General features: G+C 70.3%; 18 protein-coding genes. 8 read left to right on the top strand and 10 right to left on the bottom strand.

Annotated features, from left to right (window positions below):
- Window position 1 precedes the first annotated feature (1 nt).
- Complete coding sequence (locus AB0I12_RS25860; RefSeq protein WP_359934226.1) at window positions 2-217, bottom strand: hypothetical protein; 216 nt, start codon at window positions 215-217, stop codon at window positions 2-4.
- A gap of 102 nt (window positions 218-319) precedes the next feature.
- Window positions 320-1,027, bottom strand: a complete 708-nt coding sequence (gene phoU / locus AB0I12_RS25855; protein ID WP_355695800.1) for a phosphate signaling complex protein PhoU — start codon at window positions 1,025-1,027, stop codon at window positions 320-322.
- Between the two features lie 196 nt (window positions 1,028-1,223).
- On the opposite strand from phoU, the gene AB0I12_RS25850 reads away from it, so the two are divergent.
- From AB0I12_RS25850 to AB0I12_RS25840, 3 genes are all read left to right on the top strand, one after another.
- A complete protein-coding gene (locus AB0I12_RS25850) occupies window positions 1,224-2,441 on the top strand; it encodes an ATP-binding protein (RefSeq protein ID WP_359934224.1) in 1,218 nt (405 codons plus the stop codon).
- Window positions 2,438-3,115 (top strand): response regulator transcription factor, encoded by a 678-nt coding sequence (locus AB0I12_RS25845; RefSeq protein ID WP_133787236.1) that lies wholly within the window; start codon window positions 2,438-2,440, stop codon window positions 3,113-3,115. The genes AB0I12_RS25850 and AB0I12_RS25845 overlap by 4 nt, the downstream gene beginning before the upstream one ends.
- 79 nt (window positions 3,116-3,194) lie before the next feature.
- On the top strand, window positions 3,195-4,214 hold the full coding sequence (locus AB0I12_RS25840) for an iron-siderophore ABC transporter substrate-binding protein (RefSeq protein WP_359934221.1): 1,020 nt from the start codon (window positions 3,195-3,197) through the stop codon (window positions 4,212-4,214).
- A gap of 64 nt (window positions 4,215-4,278) precedes the next feature.
- Here the strand turns inward: AB0I12_RS25840 and AB0I12_RS25835 are convergent, their stop codons facing one another.
- Window positions 4,279-4,905 carry a hypothetical protein gene (locus tag AB0I12_RS25835; protein ID WP_359934219.1) on the bottom strand — a complete coding sequence of 209 codons (627 nt, stop codon included), beginning with the start codon at window positions 4,903-4,905 and terminating at the stop codon, window positions 4,279-4,281.
- 309 nt (window positions 4,906-5,214) lie between these two features.
- On the opposite strand from AB0I12_RS25835, the gene AB0I12_RS25830 reads away from it, so the two are divergent.
- From AB0I12_RS25830 to ispF, 3 genes are read left to right on the top strand one after another with little or no spacing between them, the layout of a single operon-like run.
- Window positions 5,215-5,700, top strand: a complete 486-nt coding sequence (locus AB0I12_RS25830; RefSeq protein ID WP_130446326.1) for a CarD family transcriptional regulator — start codon at window positions 5,215-5,217, stop codon at window positions 5,698-5,700.
- Between the two features lie 29 nt (window positions 5,701-5,729).
- Window positions 5,730-6,428 carry a 2-C-methyl-D-erythritol 4-phosphate cytidylyltransferase gene (gene ispD / locus AB0I12_RS25825; protein WP_359934216.1) on the top strand — a complete coding sequence of 233 codons (699 nt, stop codon included), beginning with the start codon at window positions 5,730-5,732 and terminating at the stop codon, window positions 6,426-6,428.
- The gene (gene ispF / locus AB0I12_RS25820) at window positions 6,425-6,895 is read left to right on the top strand and encodes a 2-C-methyl-D-erythritol 2,4-cyclodiphosphate synthase (RefSeq protein WP_359934214.1); all 471 of its coding nucleotides are present in this window, start codon (window positions 6,425-6,427) and stop codon (window positions 6,893-6,895) included. Before ispD ends, ispF begins: the two co-directional genes overlap by 4 nt.
- A gap of 66 nt (window positions 6,896-6,961) precedes the next feature.
- Here ispF and AB0I12_RS25815 read toward each other — a convergent pair whose 3' ends face one another.
- On the bottom strand, window positions 6,962-7,951 hold the full coding sequence (locus AB0I12_RS25815; RefSeq protein ID WP_359934212.1) for a nitrilase family protein: 990 nt from the start codon (window positions 7,949-7,951) through the stop codon (window positions 6,962-6,964).
- A 70-nt stretch (window positions 7,952-8,021) separates the two neighbouring features.
- Between AB0I12_RS25815 and AB0I12_RS25810 the strand changes: the two genes are divergently transcribed.
- Window positions 8,022-8,885 (top strand): LysR family transcriptional regulator, encoded by an 864-nt coding sequence (locus tag AB0I12_RS25810; RefSeq protein WP_359934210.1) that lies wholly within the window; start codon window positions 8,022-8,024, stop codon window positions 8,883-8,885.
- A gap of 12 nt (window positions 8,886-8,897) precedes the next feature.
- Here AB0I12_RS25810 and AB0I12_RS25805 read toward each other — a convergent pair whose 3' ends face one another.
- The 3 genes from AB0I12_RS25805 to AB0I12_RS25795 all read right to left on the bottom strand — a co-directional run bounded on the left by AB0I12_RS25805 (window position 8,898) and on the right by AB0I12_RS25795 (window position 15,397).
- Window positions 8,898-10,202: a M1 family metallopeptidase gene (locus AB0I12_RS25805; protein WP_359934208.1), complete on the bottom strand. Its 1,305-nt coding sequence runs from the start codon at window positions 10,200-10,202 to the stop codon at window positions 8,898-8,900.
- On the bottom strand, window positions 10,202-14,152 hold the full coding sequence (locus AB0I12_RS25800) for a Pls/PosA family non-ribosomal peptide synthetase (protein WP_359934206.1): 3,951 nt from the start codon (window positions 14,150-14,152) through the stop codon (window positions 10,202-10,204). Before AB0I12_RS25800 ends, AB0I12_RS25805 begins: the two co-directional genes overlap by 1 nt.
- Before the next feature lie 99 nt (window positions 14,153-14,251).
- On the bottom strand, window positions 14,252-15,397 hold the full coding sequence (locus AB0I12_RS25795) for a neutral zinc metallopeptidase (RefSeq protein WP_359934204.1): 1,146 nt from the start codon (window positions 15,395-15,397) through the stop codon (window positions 14,252-14,254).
- A 68-nt stretch (window positions 15,398-15,465) separates the two neighbouring features.
- Between AB0I12_RS25795 and AB0I12_RS25790 the strand changes: the two genes are divergently transcribed.
- Window positions 15,466-17,166, top strand: a complete 1,701-nt coding sequence (locus AB0I12_RS25790) for a DUF2207 domain-containing protein (RefSeq protein ID WP_359934202.1) — start codon at window positions 15,466-15,468, stop codon at window positions 17,164-17,166.
- A 25-nt stretch (window positions 17,167-17,191) separates the two neighbouring features.
- Here the strand turns inward: AB0I12_RS25790 and AB0I12_RS25785 are convergent, their stop codons facing one another.
- The 3 genes from AB0I12_RS25785 to AB0I12_RS25775 form a co-directional block, all read right to left on the bottom strand.
- Window positions 17,192-18,193 (bottom strand): neutral zinc metallopeptidase, encoded by a 1,002-nt coding sequence (locus tag AB0I12_RS25785; protein ID WP_359934200.1) that lies wholly within the window; start codon window positions 18,191-18,193, stop codon window positions 17,192-17,194.
- A gap of 1,241 nt (window positions 18,194-19,434) precedes the next feature.
- The gene (locus tag AB0I12_RS25780; protein WP_359934198.1) at window positions 19,435-20,751 is read right to left on the bottom strand and encodes a neutral zinc metallopeptidase; all 1,317 of its coding nucleotides are present in this window, start codon (window positions 20,749-20,751) and stop codon (window positions 19,435-19,437) included.
- Between the two features lie 26 nt (window positions 20,752-20,777).
- Complete coding sequence (locus AB0I12_RS25775) at window positions 20,778-21,917, bottom strand: neutral zinc metallopeptidase (protein WP_359934196.1); 1,140 nt, start codon at window positions 21,915-21,917, stop codon at window positions 20,778-20,780.
- Window positions 21,918-21,947: the final 30 nt, after the last annotated feature.

Below are 21,947 nucleotides of genomic sequence, written 5' to 3'. Positions count from 1 at the left end.
CCTACTGGATCTCCGCCGCGCGGAGATGGTCGAGCCGCGCCTGGAGTTCGGGGCGGTCGGCGACGATCTCGGGACTGCTTTCCAGGAGCTCGAGCTCGGTCTTCATAAGCTCCTTCATCCGCTGCTCGACCGCGTCGAGATGCTCCAGCATCTCGACGCCGGTCAGCGCGGACACATCGGTGTTGATCAAGCGGTCGGTCTCGGACGCGTCAGACATACCGACGAACCTATCCGGGCCCGCCTCCGTGATCCAGTGGGCGGGGGCGTGCACGCAAAGGCGCCCCCGGCAACTTGCCGGGGGCGCCTGTTGGGGGTTGGGTCAGTTGCCGTTGGGGTTGGGGGTGGAGGCGCCGGCGCCGGAGCCGGCGGCGGTGCCGCCGACGGCGACGGGGAGTTCGCCGGTGACGAGGTAGACGACGCGGCGGGCCATCGCGACCGCGTGGTCGGAGATGCGCTCGTAGTAGCGGCTGAGCAGGGCCATGTCGACGGCGACCTCGACGCCGTGCGGCCAGTGGTCGTCCATCATCAGCCGGAACTGGTTGGAGCGGAGCTTGTCCATCTCGTCGTCGCTGGCCTCGAGCCGGCCGGCGGCCTCGACGTCGCGGGAGGCGATCACGTCGCCGGCGGCGTCGACCATCTTGCCGGCGACCGAGCCCATCGACTCGATCACGTCGTGCAGCTCGGCCGGGATCGCGGGCGCCGGGTAGCGCAGCCGGGCGATCTTGGACACGTGCGCGGCCAGGTCGCCCATCCGCTCGAGGTCGGCGACCATCCGCAGCGCGGCGACGAGCATCCGCAGCTCGTTGGCGACCGGGGACTGGCGGGCCATCAGCTCGAAGACCTTCTCCTCGACGCCTTCACCGGCGGCGTCGAGCTGGATGTCGGCCGCGATGACTTCCTCGGCCTTGCGGATGTCCGCCTCGAGCAGGGCCGACGTCGACCGGCGGACGGCGGTGGACACTGTCCGCGTCATCCGCTCCAGCTCGGCGAGGATGTCGTCGAGCTGCTCGTGGTACGTGTCACGCATGGTGTTCGAATCCGATCTGTGGTGTCCGGTGCCGCGGCGGGACCGGGTACGGCGCCCCGCCCAACGGTGACCGTACGGCGTCGAGGTTGCCGGACGGCGACTAGTGGTGAACGCCTGATGAACAGTTGAGTCGTGTCCCGGTCATCCGGTGCTCATTCGGTCTTTCCCTGCTGGTCGCCCGCGTAGCATCGTTGCCGTGGACCCCACGCTGGCTGCGGTGCTGGGCGGCGTCATCGGCGCGGCCCTGGCTCTGCTTTCGCTCGGCGCGATGATGCTGTCGGAACGCGCGCAGCGCAAGATCCCGGAGTCCCCAGAGCCGGCTGTGCCCTCGGGCGTCGCCACGGTGCTGTCGGTGCTGCGGTCCTCGGCGGTCGTGATGGGGCCCGAGGACCAGGTGCTCCAGGCCAGCGCCCCGGCCCACGTGCTCGGCATCGTCCGTGGCGAGCGGCTCGTGGTCGACGACATCCTGACGATGGTCCGCCAGGTCCGCCGCGACGGCGAGATTCGCCAGCAAGACCTGGAGATCGTCCGGGGACGGCTCGGCGCCACGCAGTACGTCAGCGCCCGGGTGGCGCCGCTGGGCAGCCAGCTGGTGCTGGTGCTCGTCGAGGACCGCACCCGGGAGCGCCGCCTGGACGCGATCCGGCGGGACTTCACCGTCAACGTCAGCCATGAGCTGAAGACCCCGGTCGGCGCGCTGATCCTGCTGGCCGACGCGGTCTCGGAGGCCTCGGACGACCCGGAGGCGGTGCAGCGGTTCTCGGACCGGATGCGGGTCGAGGCGTCCCGGCTGAGCCGGCTGGTCAAGGAGATCATCGAGCTGTCCCGGCTGCAGGGCGACGACCCGCTGGAGAATCCCGGTCCGGTCGACGTGAACGCGGTCATCGAGGCGGCGGTGGACCGCTGCCGGATCGACGCCGAGGACCGCGACATCAAGATCGTGGTGAAGACCGAGCCGGAGCTCGAGGTGCTGGGCAGCGAGGACCAGCTGGCGATGGCGATCGGCAACCTGGTCGAGAACGCCGTCAACTACAGCCCGGACGGCACCCGGGTCGCGGTCACCGCGCACCCGATCGGCGACCTGGTCGAGGTGACCGTGTCCGACCAGGGCGTGGGCATCCCGAGCGGCGACCTGGAGCGGATCTTCGAGCGGTTCTACCGCGTCGACAGGGCCCGCAGCCGGGAGACCGGCGGCACCGGGCTGGGCCTCTCGATCGTCAAGCACATCGCGTCGATCCACGGCGGTGACGTGCGGGTCTGGAGTGTCGAGGGCCAGGGCTCCACTTTCACCGTGAGACTTCCGTTGCGGCTCGACCCCGCTTCGGGACAAGCCGACTCCGCCAGCCAGGAGGAGGCGGCAACACACCTGACGCCTACCCCGTCAGGTCAGATCGCAAAGGAGACAGCTTCGTGACCCGAGTGCTGGTCGTCGAAGACGAAGAGAGCTACAGCGACGCGCTGTCGTACGTGCTGCGCAAGGAAGGGTTCGAGGTCGCCGTTGCGGAGACCGGACCGGACGCGCTGGACGAGTACGACCGCGCCGGTGCGGACATCGTCCTGCTCGACCTGATGCTGCCGGGTCTGTCCGGCACGGAGGTCTGCCGGGCGCTCCGCAGCCGGGGCAACGTCCCGGTGATCATCGTCAGCGCCAAGGACACCGAGGTCGACAAGGTCGTCGGGCTCGAGCTGGGCGCGGACGACTACGTGACCAAGCCGTACAGCCCGCGCGAGCTGCTCGCCCGCGTCCGTGCCGTACTGCGGCGTGGGCAGGACGTCGAGCTGCTGCCGGACACGCTCGAGGCGGGCCCGGTCCGGATGGACGTCGAGCGGCACGTGGTGACGGTGTCCGGGACCGAGATCCGGCTCCCGCTGAAGGAGTTCGAGCTGCTCGAGATGCTGCTGCGGAACACCGGGCGCGTGCTCACCCGGGGGCAGCTGATCGACCGGATCTGGGGCGCCGACTACGTGGGCGACACCAAGACCCTGGACGTGCACGTCAAGCGGCTGCGTTCGAAGCTCGAGAAGGACCCGTCGAACCCGCAGCACCTGGTCACGGTGCGTGGTCTGGGCTACAAGTTCGAGTCCTGAGTCACACGCCCGCGGGTCGCGACGGCCCGCCGGGTTAGCTTAGGCTCTCCTTAGTTGAGCAAGCTAAGGAGAGTCATCCATGTCCTGGTCCCGTAGCAAGGTCGTCAGTGCGGTCAGTGCCGTACTGCTCGCCACGACCACGCTGGCCGCCTGCGGCAACGACGGCGACAAGCAGGCCGAGTCGTCGGCCGGCGCGGCACAGTCCGGGTTCCCGGTCACGCTGAAGAACACGTTCGGCGAGACGACCATCACCACGAAGCCGGAGCGGATCGTCACGCTCGGCTGGAACGCCCAGGACGTGGTCTACGCGCTCGGCGAGACCCCGGTCGGGATGCCGAAGGTCACCTACGGCCCGACCCCCGAGGGCGTCACCGCGTGGGACGCCGGCAAGTTCGACAAGTCGAAGACGACGCTGCTGGACACCGGCGACAAGTACCCGTTCGAGCAGATCGCGGCGCTGAAGCCGGACGTCATCCTGGCCCCGTACGAGGGCTTCGACGAGGCGGCGTACAAGACCCTGAGCGGGATCGCGCCGACCGTCGCGTACCCGGGGGCGCCGTGGCAGACCACCTGGCAGGACCAGACGCTGCTGGTCGGTGAGGCGCTCGGCCGGAAGGCCGACGCGGAGAAGTTGATCACCGGGATCCAGGACAAGATCAAGCAGGTCGCGGCCGAGCACCCCGAGTTCAAGGACAAGACCATCACGGTCGGCTCGTTCGGCCCCGAGAACTACATCTACATGCCGGGCGACCCGCGCGTGCAGATCCTGAACGAGATGGGCTTCAAGAACGCGCCGGGCGTCGAGGCGCTGGAGAAGACGAACGCGAAGAAGGAGTTCTCGCTGGCCGTCAGCAAGGAGAAGGTCGCCGACGTCGACGCGGACGTGCTGATCGCGTACGTCGACGGGATCGGGACCCAGAAGTTCCTGGCCGACCCGGTCTACTCGTCGCTCGAGGCAGTCAAGACCGGTGGCGCGTACCCGCTGCAGGACCAGCAGGTGATCTCCGGGATGAGCGCGGTCAGTGTGCTGAGCGTCCCGTGGGTCCTCGACAAGGTCCTGCCGGGCCTCTCGAAGGCAGCCTCGGCCGGCAAGGGCTGAGCAGGAAACGGGCCGTCCCGCGCCGGGGCGGCCCGTTCTGCTGTTTCGTTCGGGGCGGGGAGAGTTACTCGGCCGGGGACGCGGACGGCGAGTAGTGGTCGTCGGTGAGGACCGGGATGTAGGTGGAGATCGGCGCCGCGGTGCCGAAGGTGATGGTCACGTTGACCATCTGGCCGGGCTTCGCGCCGGTCACGACGACCGTCGGCCCGCCGTCCTCGGCGCCCGGGGTCGGGGCCGACGGGGTCTCGGTCGGGGTGTCCGTCGGAGTGGCGGACGGGGTCGCGCTCGGGGTCTCGGCGCCGGTGCCCGGCAGTAGCAGCGCGGAGTGCGGTGCGAGGTCGACCGGCTCCTTGATGCCCTCGAACGTGACCTCGGTCGGCTGGTCGCCGCCGGCCTGGCCGTCGGAGGTCCCGGGCGGGGCCTGCTTGATGCTGACCAGGGTGTCCGCGGTGTCGCCGTCGTTGACGATCACGCTGTGCAACTCGCCCTTGCCCTCGGCATCGGCCAGCACCAGCATGTTGCGGATCTTCAGCTGGCCGGAGTCGACGTTCGTGCCCTCGGCGGCCTGGTACGGCTGCAGGGTCGGCGCGGAGAAGCTCGCGCTGCACGCCGCCAGCGCGATACTGAGAGTGGCGGCGGCACCCGCCAGCGCGGTACGCCGGGCGAACCGCGAGGACAACGTGATCGGCACTGGAATCCCTCTCGTGCAAGCTGTTTCGGGTCTGTCGCGGCACGGTGTGCGGCGACTGCGGACCGTCTGTGGATGCCGTCAGGCAGCGGCCTCCGGCGCACCACAGCGTAGCCCTCGGGGTCGGCGAGCCGGACGCCGGGATACCTCCGGAGGGGGTCCGCGGCGGTGTCCGGAGCAGCTGTGCGCGCGCGCACGAGGCACGCGACCGATTGTTTGTCAAGGCGAGATGTGGGCCCTGACCAGCGCAAACGCCCCAACCGGACCACCGACCGCGTGGTAGGATAGATCTTGGAAAGGGGCACTTCACACATGACTTTCACAGTCGGCGAGACGGTTGTTTACCCCAATCACGGAGCGGCCGTCATCGAGGACATCGAGACCCGTCAGATCAAAGGTGAGGACAAGACCTATCTGGTCTTGAGGATCGTCGCTCAGAACGACCTGGTCGTCCGGGTCCCCGCGTGCAATCTCGATCTCGTCGGCGTGCGTGACGTCGTGGATCAGGCCGGGCTGGAGCGCGTCTTCGACGTGCTGCGCGCACCGCACACGGAGGAGCCGACCAACTGGTCGCGACGTTACAAGGCGAACCTGGAGAAGCTGCACTCCGGTGACGTGCTGAAGGTGGCAGAGGTCGTCCGCGACCTGTGGCGCCGTGAGCGTGACCGCGGCCTGTCCGCCGGCGAGAAGCGGATGCTGGCGAAGGCTCGCCAGATCCTCGTCTCCGAGCTGGCCCTGGCCGAGCACACCAACGAGGACAAGGCCGAGGCCATCCTCGACGAGGTCCTCGCCTCCTAACAGCCGAACGCAGTCCGAAGCAGCTTTGTATGAGTAGCGCGGTCGTGATTCCCGCGGCCGGGCTGGGGCTGCGACTCGGTGGTGAGACCCCGAAAGCGTTTCGAGAGGTCGGTGGCGACTCGCTGCTGGTCCACGCGGTGCGTGGGCTGAAGGCAGCGGCCGCCGCCGACCTTGTCTGTTTCGTGGTTGCGGTGCCGGCCGGCTCCGAGGAGACGGTCGCCAAGGAGCTCACGCCGTACGTCGGGGACGCCCAGCTGCTCGTGGTGGCCGGCGGCGGTGAGCGGGCCGACTCTGTGCGGGCGGCGCTGGACGTGGTGCCGGTCGACGGGATCGACTGCATCCTGGTCCACGACGCGGCGCGGGCGTTCGTACCGGTCGAGGCGATCGAGCGGGTGGTCGCGGCGGTGCGAGGCGGCGCCGAGGCTGTCGTACCGGTGGTGCCCGTCACGGACACGATCAAGCGCGTCGGTTTGGCGGGTGAGGTGGTTGACACGCCCGACAGGTCAAGCCTGGTCGCGGTGCAGACGCCGCAGGGCTTCGCACCCGACGTACTGCGACGTGCGCATGCCGCCGGTGCGGACGCAGGCGTGACCGACGACGCGATGATGTGCGAGAGGCTCGGGGTGACGGTGCGGACGGTCGAGGGCTCGCCGGACGCGTTCAAGGTGACCCGGCCGCAGGACCTGCTGCTGGCCGAGGCGCTGCTGGCGGAAAGGCGGCTCGGGTGAAACTCCCGCGGGTAGGAAACGGGATCGACGTCCACCCGTTGGAGGAAGGCCGCCCGATGTGGTTGGCCGGCCTGCACTGGCCGGCGGAGACGTCCGGCCCGGCGGGTCATTCCGACGGTGACGTCGCGGCGCACGCGATCTGCGACGCGCTGCTCAGCGCGGCACGGCTGGGCGATCTCGGCTCCAACTTCGGGACCGCCGAGCCCGAGTGGGCCGGAGCGTCCGGCGCGGCACTGCTGGCGGAGGCGGCCCGGCGGGTCCGCGCGGCCGGCTTCGAGATCGGCAACATCACGGTCCAGGTGATCGCCAACCGCCCCCGCTTCGCCGCCCGCCGCGAGGAGGCCGAGAAGGCCCTGAGCGCCGCCTGCGACGCCGAGGTGTCGGTCAGCGCGACAACCACCGACGGCCTGGGCCTCACCGGCCGAGGCGAAGGCATCGCCGCCCTCGCCACCGCCCTCATCTACTGACCCTCGCCTCCACCCCGCACCGCGCGTCTCGTCTTTGGGCGCGCACCAACCATTTCTCGGTCCGGTTCATGGTTGGTGCGGACCCGAGGACGGCAAGTCGACGGGGTCGGGGGAGAAGCGGGCGGCGCGGGGGTCGAGTTCGTTGCCGATCGGCTGGGTGAGTGGCGTGTAGAGCTCGGGGCGGCGGCCGCGGAGCCAGCGGCGGCCGGTTGCCAGCGGCACCAGATCGAGGTCGAGGTCGGCGGTGACGACGGCCTCGTCGGGGACCGGCGTCTCGGCGACGATCCGGCCGTAGGGGTCGAGAATCATGCTGTTGCCGGTGCGGACCTCGTCGTCGTCCCGGCCGACGCCGTTGCTGAACAGCACGAACAAGCCGTTGTCGTGGGCCCGCGCCGGCAACCACCGCATCAGCCACCCGCGCCCGCTCGGCCCGTTGAACGCCGCTTCCACGGCGGCAGGGTCCACCGCGCGGTTTTCCCAGACCGGCAACGGGATCGGCTTCATGCCGTACGGACTGCGGGAGTCGGTCCCGCCGGTCTGATGCGGCGCGAGCAGAACGGTTGCGCCGAGCAACGCGGTGATCCGCACGTTCTCGACCAGGTTGTTGTCCCAGCAGATCAGCACGCCGGCCCGGAATCCCCACGGTGTGTCGAACACCGTGTACGTCGACCCGCTCGCGATCTCCTCGTGCTCGAACGCGTGCAGCTTGCGATGCACCTCGACCCGCCCGTCCGGCAGGCACACGGCGTACGCGTTGAACAGCGTGCCGTCGGCATCTTCCAGGAACCCGACGCCGATCCCGGCCCCGAGTTCCTTGGCCAGAGCAAGCACCCGGCCGACCAGCGGCCCGTCGACGGGCTCGGCGAGCTCCCGTAGCCGTGACGGCGGATGGCGTCGGAGATGCCAGTAGCCGAGCAGACACATCTCCGGGAACACGACCAGCCGGGCGCCGTCGCCGACCGCATCGCGGGCCAGTCGCTCGACGGTGGCGAGATTGGCGGCGGGGTCGTCGGGGGTCGGCTCGAACTGGACAACGGCTGCGCGGAAGGACGTCATGTCCCTATCGAAACGCGCAGGCATCTATGACGTCCAATAGTCGTTCGGACCGATTCCATATCCTGAGGTTATGGATCTTCGTCTGCTCCGGGCGTTCGTCACGGTGGCCAGGCTGCGGAACTTCGGCGCCGCGGCCGCGGAACTGTCGACCAGCCAGCCGGCGCTGACCAAGCAGGTCCAGGTGCTGGAGCGCCGGGTCGGCGCGGTGCTGTTCGACCGCGGCCGTCACGGCGCCCGGCTGACTCCGGCGGGTGAGCTGCTGCTTGCTGACGCTCTGGAGTTGCTGGACCGCTCGGAGGCCTTCGAACGACGCGCCGCGCAGGTGGCCTCCGGGGCCGAGGGATCGTTGGCGATCGGGTTCGGGCTGTCCGGGATCGAGCTGGCCCCGCGGGCGGTGGCACTGTTCCGGAGCCGGTGGCCGGGAGTGACGATCTCGCTCGAGGACATGTCGTCGGCGAGGCAGTGCGAGCGGCTGCTCGCGGGCAGCCTGCACATCGGGTTCGTCAGGCTGCCGGTGCCCGCGGGGCTCGAGCACCTTCGGTTACGACGGGACCGGCTTGCTCTCGCCGTACCCGCCGATCAGGAGTTGCCGCGCGATCTTGTCGGCTGGATCGACGCGCGGCCGCTCGTCCGCCTGACGCCGGGCCGCGGGCCGGGGCTGACGGCGCAGATCAACACGCTGTACGCCGAGCTTGGTTGCCACCCGCAAATACTTCAGGAAGCCGGTGACCTGCAGACCGTCCTGGCTCTGACCGCGGCCGGCGTCGGGCCTGCCGTCGTACCGCAGACCGCGGAGCGGATCGCCCCGCCCGAGATCCGCCTGGTCCCACTTCCCGGCCGTGCCGCGACCTGGTGGACAGGCGCGGCCTGGGCAACCAGGACCCCGCTGACGGAACGCTTCGTGAAAGCCGCCGCCGAGGTCGCACGAACCTAGCCCAGACGAGACCTAGCGCCGACGCGGCAACGGCGGCAGCTCGTACGAGTCCAGCCAGGCGGCGAAGAGGTGCCGCAGCGCCTCCTCGTCCGGGCTGAACGTCGAGGCGAGCGCGATGAACTCCGCCGTGGTGACCGACCCGTGCCGGTGCGTCTTGGTCCAGGTGCGGAGCAGGTCGAAGAACGGGGCGTCACCGAGGTGGTTGCGCAGTACGTGCAGCGTGATCGCGCCGCGCTTGTACAGGCGGTCGTCGAACATCAGGTCCGGCCCCGGATCCGACAGCATCAGGTCCTGTGGCAGACCCTTCAACCGCGAGTACGCCTTGGCCACCTGCTGATCCGCGGTCAGCCCGCGCGACTCCTCCGACCACAGCCACTCGGCGTAGCAGGCGAAGCCCTCGTTCAGCCAGATGTGCTGCCAGTTCGCCGGCGTCAGGCTGTTGCCGAACCACTGGTGCGCCAACTCGTGCGCGACCAGCCGCTCCGAGCCGTTCCGCCCGTCGACGTGGTTGCTGCCGAACACCGAGATGCCCTGCGCCTCGAGCGGGATCTCCAGCGGGTCGTCGGTCACCACGACCGTGTACCCGCCGAACGGGTACGGCCCGAACTGCCGGCAGAACAGCTTCATCATGTCCTGCTGCCGCCCGAAGTCGTGCCGGAACTCGCGGATCCGGCCGGCCGGCAGCACGCCGCGGATCGTCACCGGCGACACCGCCAGGTCCACCTCGTCGTACCGGCCGATCTGCACGGTCGCGAGGTACGTCGCCATCGGCGCGGCCTGGTCGAACACCCACGTCGTACGGCTCGCCTTCACCCGGCGGGACACCAGCCGCCCGTTCGCGACCACCTGGTACGGCGAGTCGGTGGTGATCGAGATGCGGTAGTGCGCCTTGTCGCCGGGGTGGTCGTTGCACGGGAACCAGGTGGCCGCGCCGCTCGGCTGGCTGGCGACGATCACGCCCTCGGTGAGCTCCTCCCAGCCGAGCTCGCCCCACGGGCTGTCCTCGGGCCTCGGATTGCCGCCGTACTGGATGTCGACCGAGAACTCGGCGCCGTCCGGGATCGGCGTCGCCGGGGTGATGTGCAGTTTGCCGCCGCGATGGGCGTACCGCTGCGGCCGGCGGCCGTTCACCGACACCTTCGAGACGCGGAGACCGGACAGGTCGAGGCTGAAGCGGGAGAGCGACTGGGTGGCGTAGGCGGTGATCGTCGCCTTGCCGGTCAGGCGGTTGCTGTTGACCCGGTAGTCGAGCTCGAGCTCGTACGACTCCACCTTGTAGTCGGTACTTCCATGGCTCGGTACATAGCGGTCAACCATCAGCCCTGCCAGGGAGCACTGTGCTGCCATGGCGCAATGGGGTTCCCGGCCCAGCGCGTACCCGCCGGCACACCTTCACCACGCATCACGAGCGACACCGGGCCGATGGTAGCGCCTGCTCCTACCGCGGCGGCCGGGAGGACGATGCCGTGCGGGCCGAGGGTCGCCCCGGGGCCGAAGGTGACTGTGTTCATGGAGAGAACTCGATCATGAAAAAGGTGCGTCTGCAGCACGCAACCGCGATTCACCGTGGCGCCGTCGCCCAGGGTGACCAGATCCGCCTCCGGCAACCAGTACGTCTCGCACCAGACGCCCTTGCCGATCTTCGCTCCGAGTGACCGCAGCCAGAGGTTGAGCACCGGGGTACCGGCGGCGGCGTTCGCGAACCAGGGCGCGGAGACGAGCTCGACGAAGCTGTCGACCACCTCGTTGCGCCAGACGAACGAGCTCCACAGCGGATACTCGACGGCTCTCGTCCGGCCCACGATCAGCCACTTGGCGACCGTCGCCATCCCGCCCGCGACGGCGCCGGCGGTGAGGATCACCGCGCCGGACAGCAGCATCGTCCACCACGGCCCGAGCCAGAGGTCCAGCGCCTGCAGCGCGAACAGGACGCCGAGCGCGATCAGCACCGTGCACATCATCGGGACGAACCGGCACAGCTCGACCAGGGCGCGCGCGACCTTGAGCTTGTACGGCGGGTTGAAGGTCCGGCTCTGGTCACCCGCGACGGCCTGGCGGCGCAGCTTCACGGGCGGCGAGCCGAGCCACGACGTACCGGCCTTGGACTTCTTCGGCGCCGCGGACAGCACCGCGACCAGGCCGTTCTTCGGCACGCTGCGGCCGGGCGCGGTCATCCCGGAGTTCCCCAGGAAGGCGCGCTTGCCGACCTTCGCGCCGGCCACGTGCAGCCAGCCGCCGCCGAGCTCGTACGACGCGATCATCGTGTCGTCGGCGAGGAACGCGCCCTCGCCGACGGTGGTCATCTTCGGCAGCAGCAGGACCGTCGACGCCTCGACATCGCGACCGATCTTCGCGCCCAGCGTCCGCAACCACCACGGCGTCAGCAGGCTCGCGTACAGCGGGAAGAGCAGCGTCCGCGCCGAGTCGAGCAGGCGCTCGGTCGCCCAGACCTGCCACCCGATCCGGCTACGGACCGGGTAGTGACCGGGCTTGATCCCGATACCGAGCAGCCGGACGCCGGCCAGCGTGAGGACCGCGATGGTGGCGAAACCGACCAGCGTCATCAGCGGCACCGCGCCGAGGGCGTGCAGCGCCGCGTCCTGCAGGTCCTGAGTGCCGCGCAGTGCGTTCCCCAGGACCGCGAACGCCGCGGCGGCCCCCGCGACGGGGATCAACGACATGGCGGCCGACTGGGCGCCGTACGCCGCCACCCACCACGGAGCGCGGTCGGGACGGTGGTCGGGCCACGGGTGCCGTGCGCGGCCGATCCGCGCCGCGGGGGAGCCTGACCAGCGTTCGTTCTCGGGGACCTTCCCGGACACGGCCGACCCGGCCATGATCTCGGCGTTGCGGCCGATCTCCGCGCCCGGGAGCAGCGTGCTGCGGGAGCCGACGACCGCCTCCGCGCCGACGGTGACCGCGCCGATGTGCAGCTGGTCGCCGTCGATCCAGTAGCCGGCCAGGTCGACCTCGGGCTCGATCGAGGCGCCGCGCCCCATGGTGAGCATGCCGGTCACCGGCGGCAGCGTGTGCAGGTCGACGCCGCGGCCGATCTTCGCGCCGAGCGCGCGGGCGTAGTACGCGATCCAGGGAGCGCCCGCGAGGTTGGCGGCGCCGGCCGCGTCGGCGAGGTTCTCCGCGGCCCAGAGCCGGACGTGGACGGTGCCGCCGCGCGGGTACGTCCCGGGTTTCACTCCCCGCAGCAGGATCCGGGCGCCGACGACCGCGATACCCATCCGGCCCGCGGGGCTGATCAGGATCAGCCAGCCGGCCAGGATCCACCACCAGGACACGGTCCGCGCCCACGGGAGCGGGTCGATCAGTGCGGCGAGGAGGTTGTTCAGCGTGAACAGGTAGACCAGCCAGCGGAGGCCGACCACGGTCTGCAGGATCAGCGTCAGCCCGGTCTGCAGGACCTGCGTGCCCTTCGGGGTCGGCCGGATCTCGCGGACCTCGACCGGCTCGAGCGCGACCGGCTGGACGTCGTCGAGCCGTTCGGCCAGGGCGCCGAGGCGCGGGTACTCGTAGATGTCGCCGACGGTGACTTCCGGGTACCGCTCACGCAGGGCGGACACGAGCTGCGCCGCGGCGAGGCTGCCGCCGCCGTGCAGGAAGAAGTCGTTGTCGGCGCCGGTGACCTTGGCGCCGAGGACCTTCGTCCAGCGCTCGGCCAGCCAGCCCGCCGTACCGTCGAGGTCCGCGGCCGGGCCTTCGCTGTCCATCCCGGCCAGCGGCCAGGGCAGCGCGTTGCGGTCGACCTTGCCGGAGGTCCTGGTCGGCAGGGTGTCGACGACGGCCAGCAACGGTACGAGCGCGGCAGGCAGCGCCTCGCGCAGCCGCTCGGTGGCCTTGGCGGTCTCGAACGCGTCCGGCTCGTCCGGCACGACGTACCCGACGAGGAGCTGATTGCCGGCGGCGCTGTTGCGTACGGCGGCTGCCGCGCCGGAGACGCCCGGGAGCGACTGCAGGGCCGCGTCGACCTCGCCGAGCTCGATCCGCCGGCCGCCGAGCTTGACCTGCTCGTCGGCCCGGCCCTGGAACAGCAGGCCCAGTGGGTCGGACCGCACCAGGTCACCGCTGCGATACGCCCGCTCCCAGCCGAGCGTCGGCATCGGGGCGAACTTCTCGGCGTCCTTGACCGGGTCCAGGTACCGGGCCAGGCCGACGCCGCCGATGATCAGCTCGCCGATCTCACCGTCCGCGACTTCGTTGCCTGCAGCATCTACTACGGCCAGATCCCAGCCGTCCAGCGGCAGGCCGATCCGGACCGGTCCTTCGCCGGTGAGCTGGGCCGCGCACGCGACGACGGTGGCCTCGGTCGGGCCGTAGGTGTTCCAGACCTCGCGGCCGTCGACGGCCAGCCGCTCGGCCAGCTCCGGCGGACACGCCTCGCCGCCGAAGATCAGCAGCCGGACCTGGTCGAGGGCGTCCGGCGGCCAGAGCGCGGCGAGCGTCGGCACGGTCGAGACGATGGTGATGCCTTGGGCAACCAACCAGGGACCGAGGTCCATACCGGTACGGACCAGTGAGCGGGGTGCGGGCACCAGGCAGGCGCCGTGCCGCCAGGCCAGCCACATCTCCTCGCAGGACGCGTCGAACGCGACGGACAGGCCGGCCAGGACCCGGTCGTCGGGCCCGATCGGCTCGCTCTGCAGGAACAGCCGGGCCTCGGCGTCGACGAACGCGGCCGCCGAGCGGTGCGTGACCGCCACACCTTTCGGTACGCCGGTCGAGCCGGAGGTGAAGATGATCCAGGCGTCGTCGCCCGGCTCGGGGCCGGCTGTGCCGCGCGGGGTGTCGGTCGTGCTCGTGGCATCCATGCGGGCGGAGTACGGGTAGTCGAAGGCGCCGTTGGCCGCGTCGTTGTCGGCGAGCGGCGGTTGGTACGGGCGGGTGAGGGTGAGCTCGAGCTCGTCACCGACAGTGGCCGCGACGGCTGCCTCCCCGAAGACCAGCTCGGCGCGCTCGTCCGGGTCGTCCGCGTCGACCGGGACATACGCGGCGCCGGCCTGCAGGGTGCCGAGAATCGCGACGTACAGGTCGTTGTGCCCGGACGAGATCCGGATGCCGACCCGGTCTCCCGGTCCGATCCCCGCCGCGGTCAGCCGGGCGGCGAACTTGGTGGTCTGGGCCAGCAGTTCGCGATAGCTGAGGCTGACGCTGCCGTCGTCCAGCGCCGGCTCGTCGGCGAACTGTCCGGCGGTCTCCTCGAACACCTGCACCAACGTCCGCGCCGCCGTCGCCAACTTCCCGCGTCGCAACGTCACGGCCGGATAATACGCCGCCTGATTACCACTCCGATAACCCGAAGCGAACAGCGGGTGCGTCCATCAACCGCTTGTTCACGACGCGGTGGAGCGGATCGGTCACTTCACCAGGTCCGCCGGTACCGCGAACGTGTCACACGCCTTGTTCTCGCCGATGTTGAAACCGTTCTGGATCCAGAAGCCCTGGCTGGTCGCCAGACCGTGCGTCCGCTCGTCCTCGGGTGTGCTCGGGGACTCGCCGAAGCTGTTGCTGGACTGCTCCTTGAACTCGTCCAGCCGGTCCGTCAGCGGGTACGACTTCGCGACCGCCTTGCTGAACACGCCGCCGAAGCACGACGCCTGCAACTCGTTGCGCCGCGAGCTCTCCAGCTTCTCGTCCGGGTGGTCCTGCAGATAGGCCATGCGGGCGTAGAACAGCCCGGTGACGCCTTGGACGTGGTGACCGTACTCGTGCGCGATCGTCATCAGATAGGCCAGGTCCTGCTGCGGCCCGAACGCCTTGTTCATCTGCTTCACGTCGACGTACATCACCTGGTTGCCGTAGCAGTAGAACGCCAGCACCCGCCCGGACAGCGGCTGGAAGTTACCGCATGCGGTCGTCACCGGCTGGTCGAAGACGACCAGGCCCGGGTCCGGCTTGTCCTGCCCGAGTTCGTGGAAGGCCGGGCGCCACGCGTCGTTCAGGCACTTGAAAAGGCGCTGGTAGTAGACCTTCTGCGCCGCCAGGCTGGCGCTGCCAAGGTTGGCCGCGGGGCAGTTCTGCTCCGGCAGCGGACCGGTGCGGTAGACGTCGGCGTTCAGCAGGAAGTCCTCGGCGGTGCCCTTCTCCGGGGTCGTCGTGGGCGTCGGCACGATCGACGGGCCGCCGCTCACCGTGGGCTCCGCCGTCGTGTCGGGGCCGCTGGAGCCCAGCAGTGCGGCCAGCACCGCCACGGACACGCCGATGAAGGTGAGGAGCACGAAGCCGAGCAGAACCAGGCGCAGCGGTCCGCCCCGCTTCCGCGGCGGCTGGAACCCGTTGAACTGACCCGGGCCCCCGTAGTACGGCTGCCACTGGGGCGGATACTGCTGGCCCGGGTACGGCATACCTTGCGGAGAGCCCTGCATCGGCCCAGGTGCGTACTGGCCCTGCTGCGGCGGCCACGGTGCGGACTGCGGTGGGGGCAGGACACCGGGCGGCGGGCCGACCGGCCTGCCTTGCGGTGCGCCCTGCGGCGGTCCGCCGTAGCCGTACGGGCTGCTCACGCTCTGGCCTCCATGTGGTCGGTCGGTCGAGTTCGCTGCGCGAACCGGCACGAGACTACTCTCGACCCATGTCACCGAAGCGCCGCCTCCTCACGGCTGCCCTGCTGATGCCTCTGACCGCCCCACTGGTCGTTGCCCTCGGCATGCTGCCTGCCCAGGCCGGGATCCTGGCCGACGACCAGATCACGGCGTACTCCGCGGAGGCGACGCTGACCAAGGACGGTGAGCTGCAGGTCAAGGAGACCGTCGACCTGACCGCCGGCGGTACGACGTTCAGCCGCACATTGGCCGACCGGGTCCGGTCCGACGCCGAGCGCGACCGGACGTACGAGCTGAAGGACGTCTCCGCGACCGTGAACGGGCAGCCCGCCCAGGGCTTCCAGAACGAGAGCACCGACGACGGCCGCAAGCTGACGCTGAACGTGTCCGGCGAGTCGAAGATCGTCTACAGCTACACCGTCGGCAACGTGGTCGCCGACTCGATCGACGGCCGCCAGGTGAGCTGGCCGATCGTGCAGGGCTTCGGTACCTCGATCCCGAAGGCCGAGCTGAGCGTCGGCGTCCCGTTCGCGACCTGGGTGACCTGTTTCGCCGGCCGCGCCGGATCGAGCATGCCGTGTACGTCGTCGCAGCTGGGCGAGTCGGCCGCGCTGGAGATCGAGCAGAACGGCGTACCCGCCGGTGGCCGGGTGACGTTCCTGACCGGGCTGAGCGACCAGGCGAGCGTGCAGCCCAACGCGCAGTACTCCACCCGCTGGTCGCTCGGGCGGGCGTTCACCGTGGACACGACCACCGGCGGCCTGGCGGTGCTGGTGTTCGGGCTCGGGCTCCTCGGTGCGGTCGGCCTGTGGTTCTTCCGCGGCCGGGACGCCGCGAAGGTCGGTGACGGCGCGCCGGAGCGTCCGGTGCTCGACGGCGCCAACGGCCCGCAGTTCGCCGCGCCGGACGGCATCCGGCCGGGCCAGGTCGGCACCGTGGTGGACGAGACGGCCGACGTCGTCGACATCACCGCGACCCTGCTGGACCTTGCTGTGCGCAACTACCTGACCATCGTCGAGCAGCCGCGCGAGTCGCACTTCGGCAAGCTGGACTGGGAGCTGCAGCGACTGCACCCGGGCGGCCCCGAGCTGCTGGCGTACGAGAAGGCCCTGCTGGACGCGGTGTTCGCCGACGGCGACACGGTCCTCGTCTCCACACTCGGCCCGTCGCTGCGGCCGCGCCTCAACCTGGTCCGCGAGCAGCTGTACGCCGATGTTGTCACGCAGGGCTGGTTCAACAACCGTCCGGACGCGGTCCGGAACCGGTGGACCACCGCCGGCATGGTGCTGCTCGGTGCGGGCGTCGTGCTGACGATCGTGCTCGCGATCGTCAGCAAGTTCGCGTTGGTCGGCCTTGCGGTCATGGCGGCCGGTTTGGTGCTCGCGCTCGTCGGACAGGCCGCACCGGCCCGCACCGCGCGCGGTGCCGCCGTACTGGGCCGGGTGGCCGGTCTGCAGCACTACCTGGCCAACGAGTCGTCGGCCGACCTCCCGGACAGCCACCGGCTCGAGTTCGCGTCCCGCTGCCTGCCGTACGCCGCGGTCCTCGGGCTGACCGAGAAGTGGGCGCTGGAGATCGCCGCGACCGATGACGACGACGACCCCGACGCGGGCATCGGCTGGTACTCCGGTCCGGAGAACTGGCACCTGTCCGACATCGGGGAATCGCTCAGCAACTTCGTGACGTCGTTCGGCGGCTCGCTGACCACCGCCCGCCGGCTGTTCGGCTGACGGGCGGCGGTCGCCGTACCGCGGTCTAGTTCACCCGGACGTCGGCCGCGGTGAAGGTGTTGCAGGAGTCCGGCTTCTTGGTGTTGTAGCCGGCGAGCGACCACTGGTAGTTGCTGACCCGGTTGCCGTGGTCGTGCACCCGCGGCCGGGCGTAGTCGTCACCCGAGTGCGAGATCAGGAACTTCCAGTTGTTCAGCAGCACGCCGTTCATCGGGACGTACGCCGCGTTCGCGCCGAGGTAGACCGCGCCGAGACAGGTCGCCTGCAGCTCGCGCCGGCGGCTCTCGGTCAGCTTCTGGTTCGGCGTCATGCTCTGCTGCCGCGACATCGACGCGGCGAGGATCCCGCTCAGCTTCTGGACGTGATGGCCGTACTCGTGGACGAAGTTGTTCAGCATGATCGCCCGGGTGTAGGCCGGGTTGCTCTTGTAGTACGCGTTGTCGCGGCTGAACGGCAGGTAGATGGTCTCGTTCGCGGTGCAGTACGCCGCCCGTGCACTGCGCTGGATGCCGCACGGCGAGGGGACCTTGCCGACGTACACGACAGCCTTCGGGTTGCGGAACGGGAGGTTCGCCTTCTTCATCGCGAGCCACCAGGTGCGGTTCAGGCAGGGCAGCAGACGGTTGTAGTACTGCTGTGCCGCCGCGACGGTGACCGGTGCGAACGGCGGCTCCGCGCACTTCGACGCGGCGACCGGGCCGATCGAGTACAGCCGGCTGCCCTTGACGACCTCGTCGACCGTCGGGCCGCGCGGCGTCGACGGGGACGGGCTCTCCGAGGGCGTCTGGGACGGGGTCTCCGACGACGGGGCCGTCGTCGGAGTCTGCTTCGCCTCGGGTTCGCCGCCGCTGAGGCCGCGGACGAGGAGCGTGACGCCGCCGCCGACGACCAGGACCGCGAGTACGACCAGGCCGATCAGCAGCAGGCGGGACATCTTCTTCTTACGCCGCCGCCGGCCGCCCGGCGGCTGCGGGATCGGGATCGGCGGGTACTGCCAGTTCGGGGACTGCTGGACCGGCTGGCCCATCGGACCGAGCTGGTTGCCTCCCTGCGGGGCGGCGTGGCGGGGGCCGGACTGCTGCTGCGGTGGGAGGGCGTTGCTCCACGGGGAGGCCGGCTGCTGGCTCTGTCCACCTTGCGGGCCCCAGAGATAGGAGCCCTCCGAGTGCGGCCCGCTTTGCTGCGGCCGAGCAGGCTGCTGCGAAGGCGAAGCCTGCCAAGCACTCGACTCCGACTGCCCCGTAGCCGACCACCCCGCCCCACCCGGCCCGCCGGACTGCGGCGAGTTGGTCTGCGAGTCGCCTTGGGTGCTGCCGGTCTGCAGCGTCCACGACTGGGTTCCCCAGGAAGCTCCCGCGGCCTGCGAGGCCTGGTTCGGTTCGGGCTGGCCGGGCCGGCCCTGGTTCGGCTGGGAGAGACCGGATTGCGAGGGACCGGACTGGGGAGCCGACTGCTGCGGGCTCGACTGCCACGGGCTGGTTGCGGGAGGGCCCGACGGGATCGACCCGGACTGCCAAGAACCGGACTGCCCAGCACCAGGCTGCGATGCCCCCGGCCGCCCAGACCCCGACCCACCGGCGCCGCCCGGCGCCGAACCGGCCTGCCCGGGACCGCTTTGAGACGGACCACCCCACGCCGGGCCCGACTGCCCCGGGCCGGACTGCGGCTGGCTGCCCGACGAAGGGCCGGGCTGACCCGGACCCGATTGACCTGAGCCGGACTGGCCCGGTCCGCCTTGCCTCGGGCCGCCGTGCGCCGGGCCGGGTTGGGATGGGCCGGCCCATGGGGAACCGGGCTGCGGAGAGGCGGACTGGCCTGGGGCGGGCTGGTCGGGGTGTTCTCGGCGGGTGGGGTCCCAGCCGCCGTCGAACCAGTTGTTGGCGGGTTGTTCGGACTGGCCCGGATTGCCGAACTCCCGCTTGGCGTCGGTGTCGCCGGTCCACCAGGTGGCCGGCTGACCTTCCCCACGGCCCTGCTCACCGGGAACGTCCCCACGAGGTCCGCCCTCGTTGTCCCGGGAGCCGAACCACCCACGACCTTGGTCCTGACCGGGAACGGGCTCCTGCGGGCGGTCCGGCTGATCGTCAGCCGGGTCGCTCCCCGGGGGCTGGTTCCTGTTGTCCGACATCGATGCTCCTCACGACCTTGCTTCCGACAGCTCGTTGGTGGGGCGCCGAAGCCGCCTCCCCCCGGACATACTTTGCGCGATCCGGATCCACCAGGCTAGCTATCTCGGCCGGTCGCCCCGAACTGGACCGCTCCAGCCCCTCACTGCACCTTGGCGGCAGGTGCGACGAAGGTGTTGCAGGCGCTCGGGTTGCGGGCGTTCCACCCGCGGGTCGCCCAGTATTGGTGGTTGTTCGCGTCGCCGTGGTCGTTCGCGTCGTCGGTCACGTGCCCGATCAGCCAGCGCCACTGGAACAGCGACTGCCCGGTGATCGGGTAGCTGCGCCGGTTCGCGCCGATGAAGATGTCGGAGAAGCAGGACGCCTGGAGTTCGAGCCGCCGGCTGTCCTGCAGTTCCATCGCGTACGTCGGCCGCTCGTACCGGATCCGCGAGTACGCCTGCAGGATCCCCATGTTGTTCTGGACGTGGTGCCCGTACTCGTGGGCGAACTGGTGCAGCATCCACATCCGCGCCCACACCTTCTGGTAGCTCTGCGGGTAGCGGTTGTAGTTGCCGATGTCCTCGGTGAGGTTCATGTAGATGGTGTCGGTGGTGCCGCAGAAGAACGGCGGCCCGGAGTCGCTGTGGGTCCCGCACGGCGTCGTGATCGTACCGCTGAAGATCTGCACGGCCGGCGCCCGGAACCGCCCGCCGGCCTTGGTCACCAGCGGCGCCCATGCCTTGTTCAGACAGCCCACCAGGTTCTTGTAGTTGGCCCGCGCTCCGGCGACCGTGCTCTGCCGTGCCCTGGACTCCCTGCAACCCACCGAGGCCATCGCGCCGGCCTTGTACAGCCTGTTCCGCAGCACCAGGTCGCTGTCGGTCGGACCCGGGTTGGTCGTCGGCTTGCTGGTCGCGGTCGTGGTCGACCGGGACGTGGTCGGCCGCGGCGCCTGCGTGGTCGGCCGGGTGGTGGTCGGCTCGGCGCTGGTCGGGCTGGCGGACGGCTTCTGCGTCGGCTTGTTCGTCGGGCTGTACGACGTCGTGGTGGTCGGTTCCGCGTACGACGGGTCGCCGTTGTGCTTGAGCACCGTCGACACGATCCTGAGCCCGATCACACCGACCACGAGCACACCGAGCAGCACGAACACGGCGATCAGCCCGCCGCGTCCCTTCTTCGGCGGCTTCGGTCCGCCAGGCGGTGCGCCCCAGCCGAACTGCGGCTGCCCGGGACCCGGGAGCGGCTGCCCCTGGTACGACTGTCCGTGGAACGGCTGCCCGGGAAACGGCGGCCCCTGGTAGGGCGGCCCTTGCGGCGGCCCCTGGTACGGCGGGCCCTGGGGTGGTCCTTGTGGTGGGCCAGGCGGTCGACCAGGAGGCGGTGTACCGCCGTACCCCGGCCCTTGCTGCCAGGGCTGAGGCGGCTGCTGCGGCGGGTACTGCTGCCCGGGCGGTGGGCCCCATTGGTTGCCTGACACACCCGGGACGCTACCGGAGCCAGGGCTCAACTTACTCGGGCAGGCGACGCGGACCAGGTGTTGCAGCTGGCCGGGTTACGGCTCTGGAACGCTGCTCGGCTCCAGGCTCCGTGGTTGGTCGTGCTGCCGTGGTCCCGCGGGTACGGCGGCCGGTCGCCGCTGTTGTTCACGTCGTACAGCCACATCTGGTACGCGTACCCGGTGATCCCGTAGCTGCCGCGGTTGGCGCCCAGGAACACGTTGCCGAGACAGGAGGCCTGCAGTTCGAGCCGTCGGCTCAGCTGCAACGCTCCGGCGGCGGACGCGTCGTACCGGAGCTTCTCGTAGGCCACGCCGAGCCCTGTCATCCACTGCACCGCATGCGCGTACTCGTGCGCCATGGTGAAGGTGCCGACCATCCGGCCGAACGTCTGGTTCTGTTTGTAGAACGTGACGATCGACGGCGACTCCATATAAATGGTGTGCGTCGTCGGGCAGTAGAACGAACGGCCGACGCCACTGCCGCACGGTGTAGTAACAGAGCCGCCCCAGACGATCAGTCCGGGTGACCGGTAGCGGCCGCCGGAGGCGGCGACCTGCTTGGGCCACGCACGGTCGAGGCAAGTCTTGATCGCTTTGAAGTAGGCCAACGACTGTGAGCCGTTGCCGAGCCCGGTCCGGGCCTGCTTGCAGTTCACCGTCGGCATCGCACCGGTCTTGTACAGCCGGTGCGTCGCGTTGAACGTCGCCGGGCTGACGGTCTGCACCGGCTTCGGCGGGGTGACCTTCGTCGTCGTGGTGGTCGTTGCCCGAGGCGGCGGTGCGACGGTCTTCGACGGCACGGTGGTGGCCGGGACAGATGTTGTTTCCGGCTCAGGCGTTGCGGACTCCGTGGCGACCGGCGCGGTCGCGGCCGGTCCGTCGCCGCCCTGTGTGAGTTTCACAACCAAGAACACGCCGCCGGCCGCGACCACCGCGAGGAGTGCGACGGCGAGCAGCGCCGCACCCCCGGACTTCTTCCGGGGCGGCGGCGGCAACGGTCCCCATCCGTACTGCGGGCCGGGCGGCGGCGGAGGCGCGTAGTACTGCGGGGGCACGGAGTACTGCGGCGGAGGACCACCCTGGTAGCCCTGCTGCGGCGGCGGGCCGAATTGGCCGGGTCCCGGTCCCCATTGGTTGCCTGACACTCCCCAGACGCTATCGTGCCCGGTGTCAAC

The sequence above is a fragment of the Kribbella sp. NPDC050459 genome (assembly GCF_040655315.1).
Lineage (GTDB): Bacteria > Actinomycetota > Actinomycetes > Propionibacteriales > Kribbellaceae > Kribbella.
Note: the sequence above shows the minus strand (reverse complement) of the source record. Positions and strands in the feature narration are given on the sequence as shown.

Bases quoted from the DNA above. Each gene is read 5' to 3' on its own strand.
- AB0I12_RS25860 (WP_359934226.1), bottom strand. From the start codon at position 217: ATGTCTGACGCGTCCGAGACCGACCGCTTGATCAACACCGATGTGTCC.
- phoU (WP_355695800.1), bottom strand. From the start codon at position 1,027: ATGCGTGACACGTACCACGAGCAGCTCGACGACATCCTCGCCGAGCTG.
- AB0I12_RS25840 (WP_359934221.1), top strand. From the start codon at position 3,195: ATGTCCTGGTCCCGTAGCAAGGTCGTCAGTGCGGTCAGTGCCGTACTG.
- AB0I12_RS25830 (WP_130446326.1), top strand. From the start codon at position 5,215: ATGACTTTCACAGTCGGCGAGACGGTTGTTTACCCCAATCACGGAGCG.
- ispD (WP_359934216.1), top strand. From the start codon at position 5,730: ATGAGTAGCGCGGTCGTGATTCCCGCGGCCGGGCTGGGGCTGCGACTC.
- AB0I12_RS25815 (WP_359934212.1), bottom strand. From the start codon at position 7,951: ATGACGTCCTTCCGCGCAGCCGTTGTCCAGTTCGAGCCGACCCCCGAC.
- AB0I12_RS25810 (WP_359934210.1), top strand. From the start codon at position 8,022: ATGGATCTTCGTCTGCTCCGGGCGTTCGTCACGGTGGCCAGGCTGCGG.
- AB0I12_RS25805 (WP_359934208.1), bottom strand. From the start codon at position 10,202: ATGGTTGACCGCTATGTACCGAGCCATGGAAGTACCGACTACAAGGTG.
- AB0I12_RS25790 (WP_359934202.1), top strand. From the start codon at position 15,466: ATGTCACCGAAGCGCCGCCTCCTCACGGCTGCCCTGCTGATGCCTCTG.
- AB0I12_RS25785 (WP_359934200.1), bottom strand. From the start codon at position 18,193: ATGGGCCAGCCGGTCCAGCAGTCCCCGAACTGGCAGTACCCGCCGATC.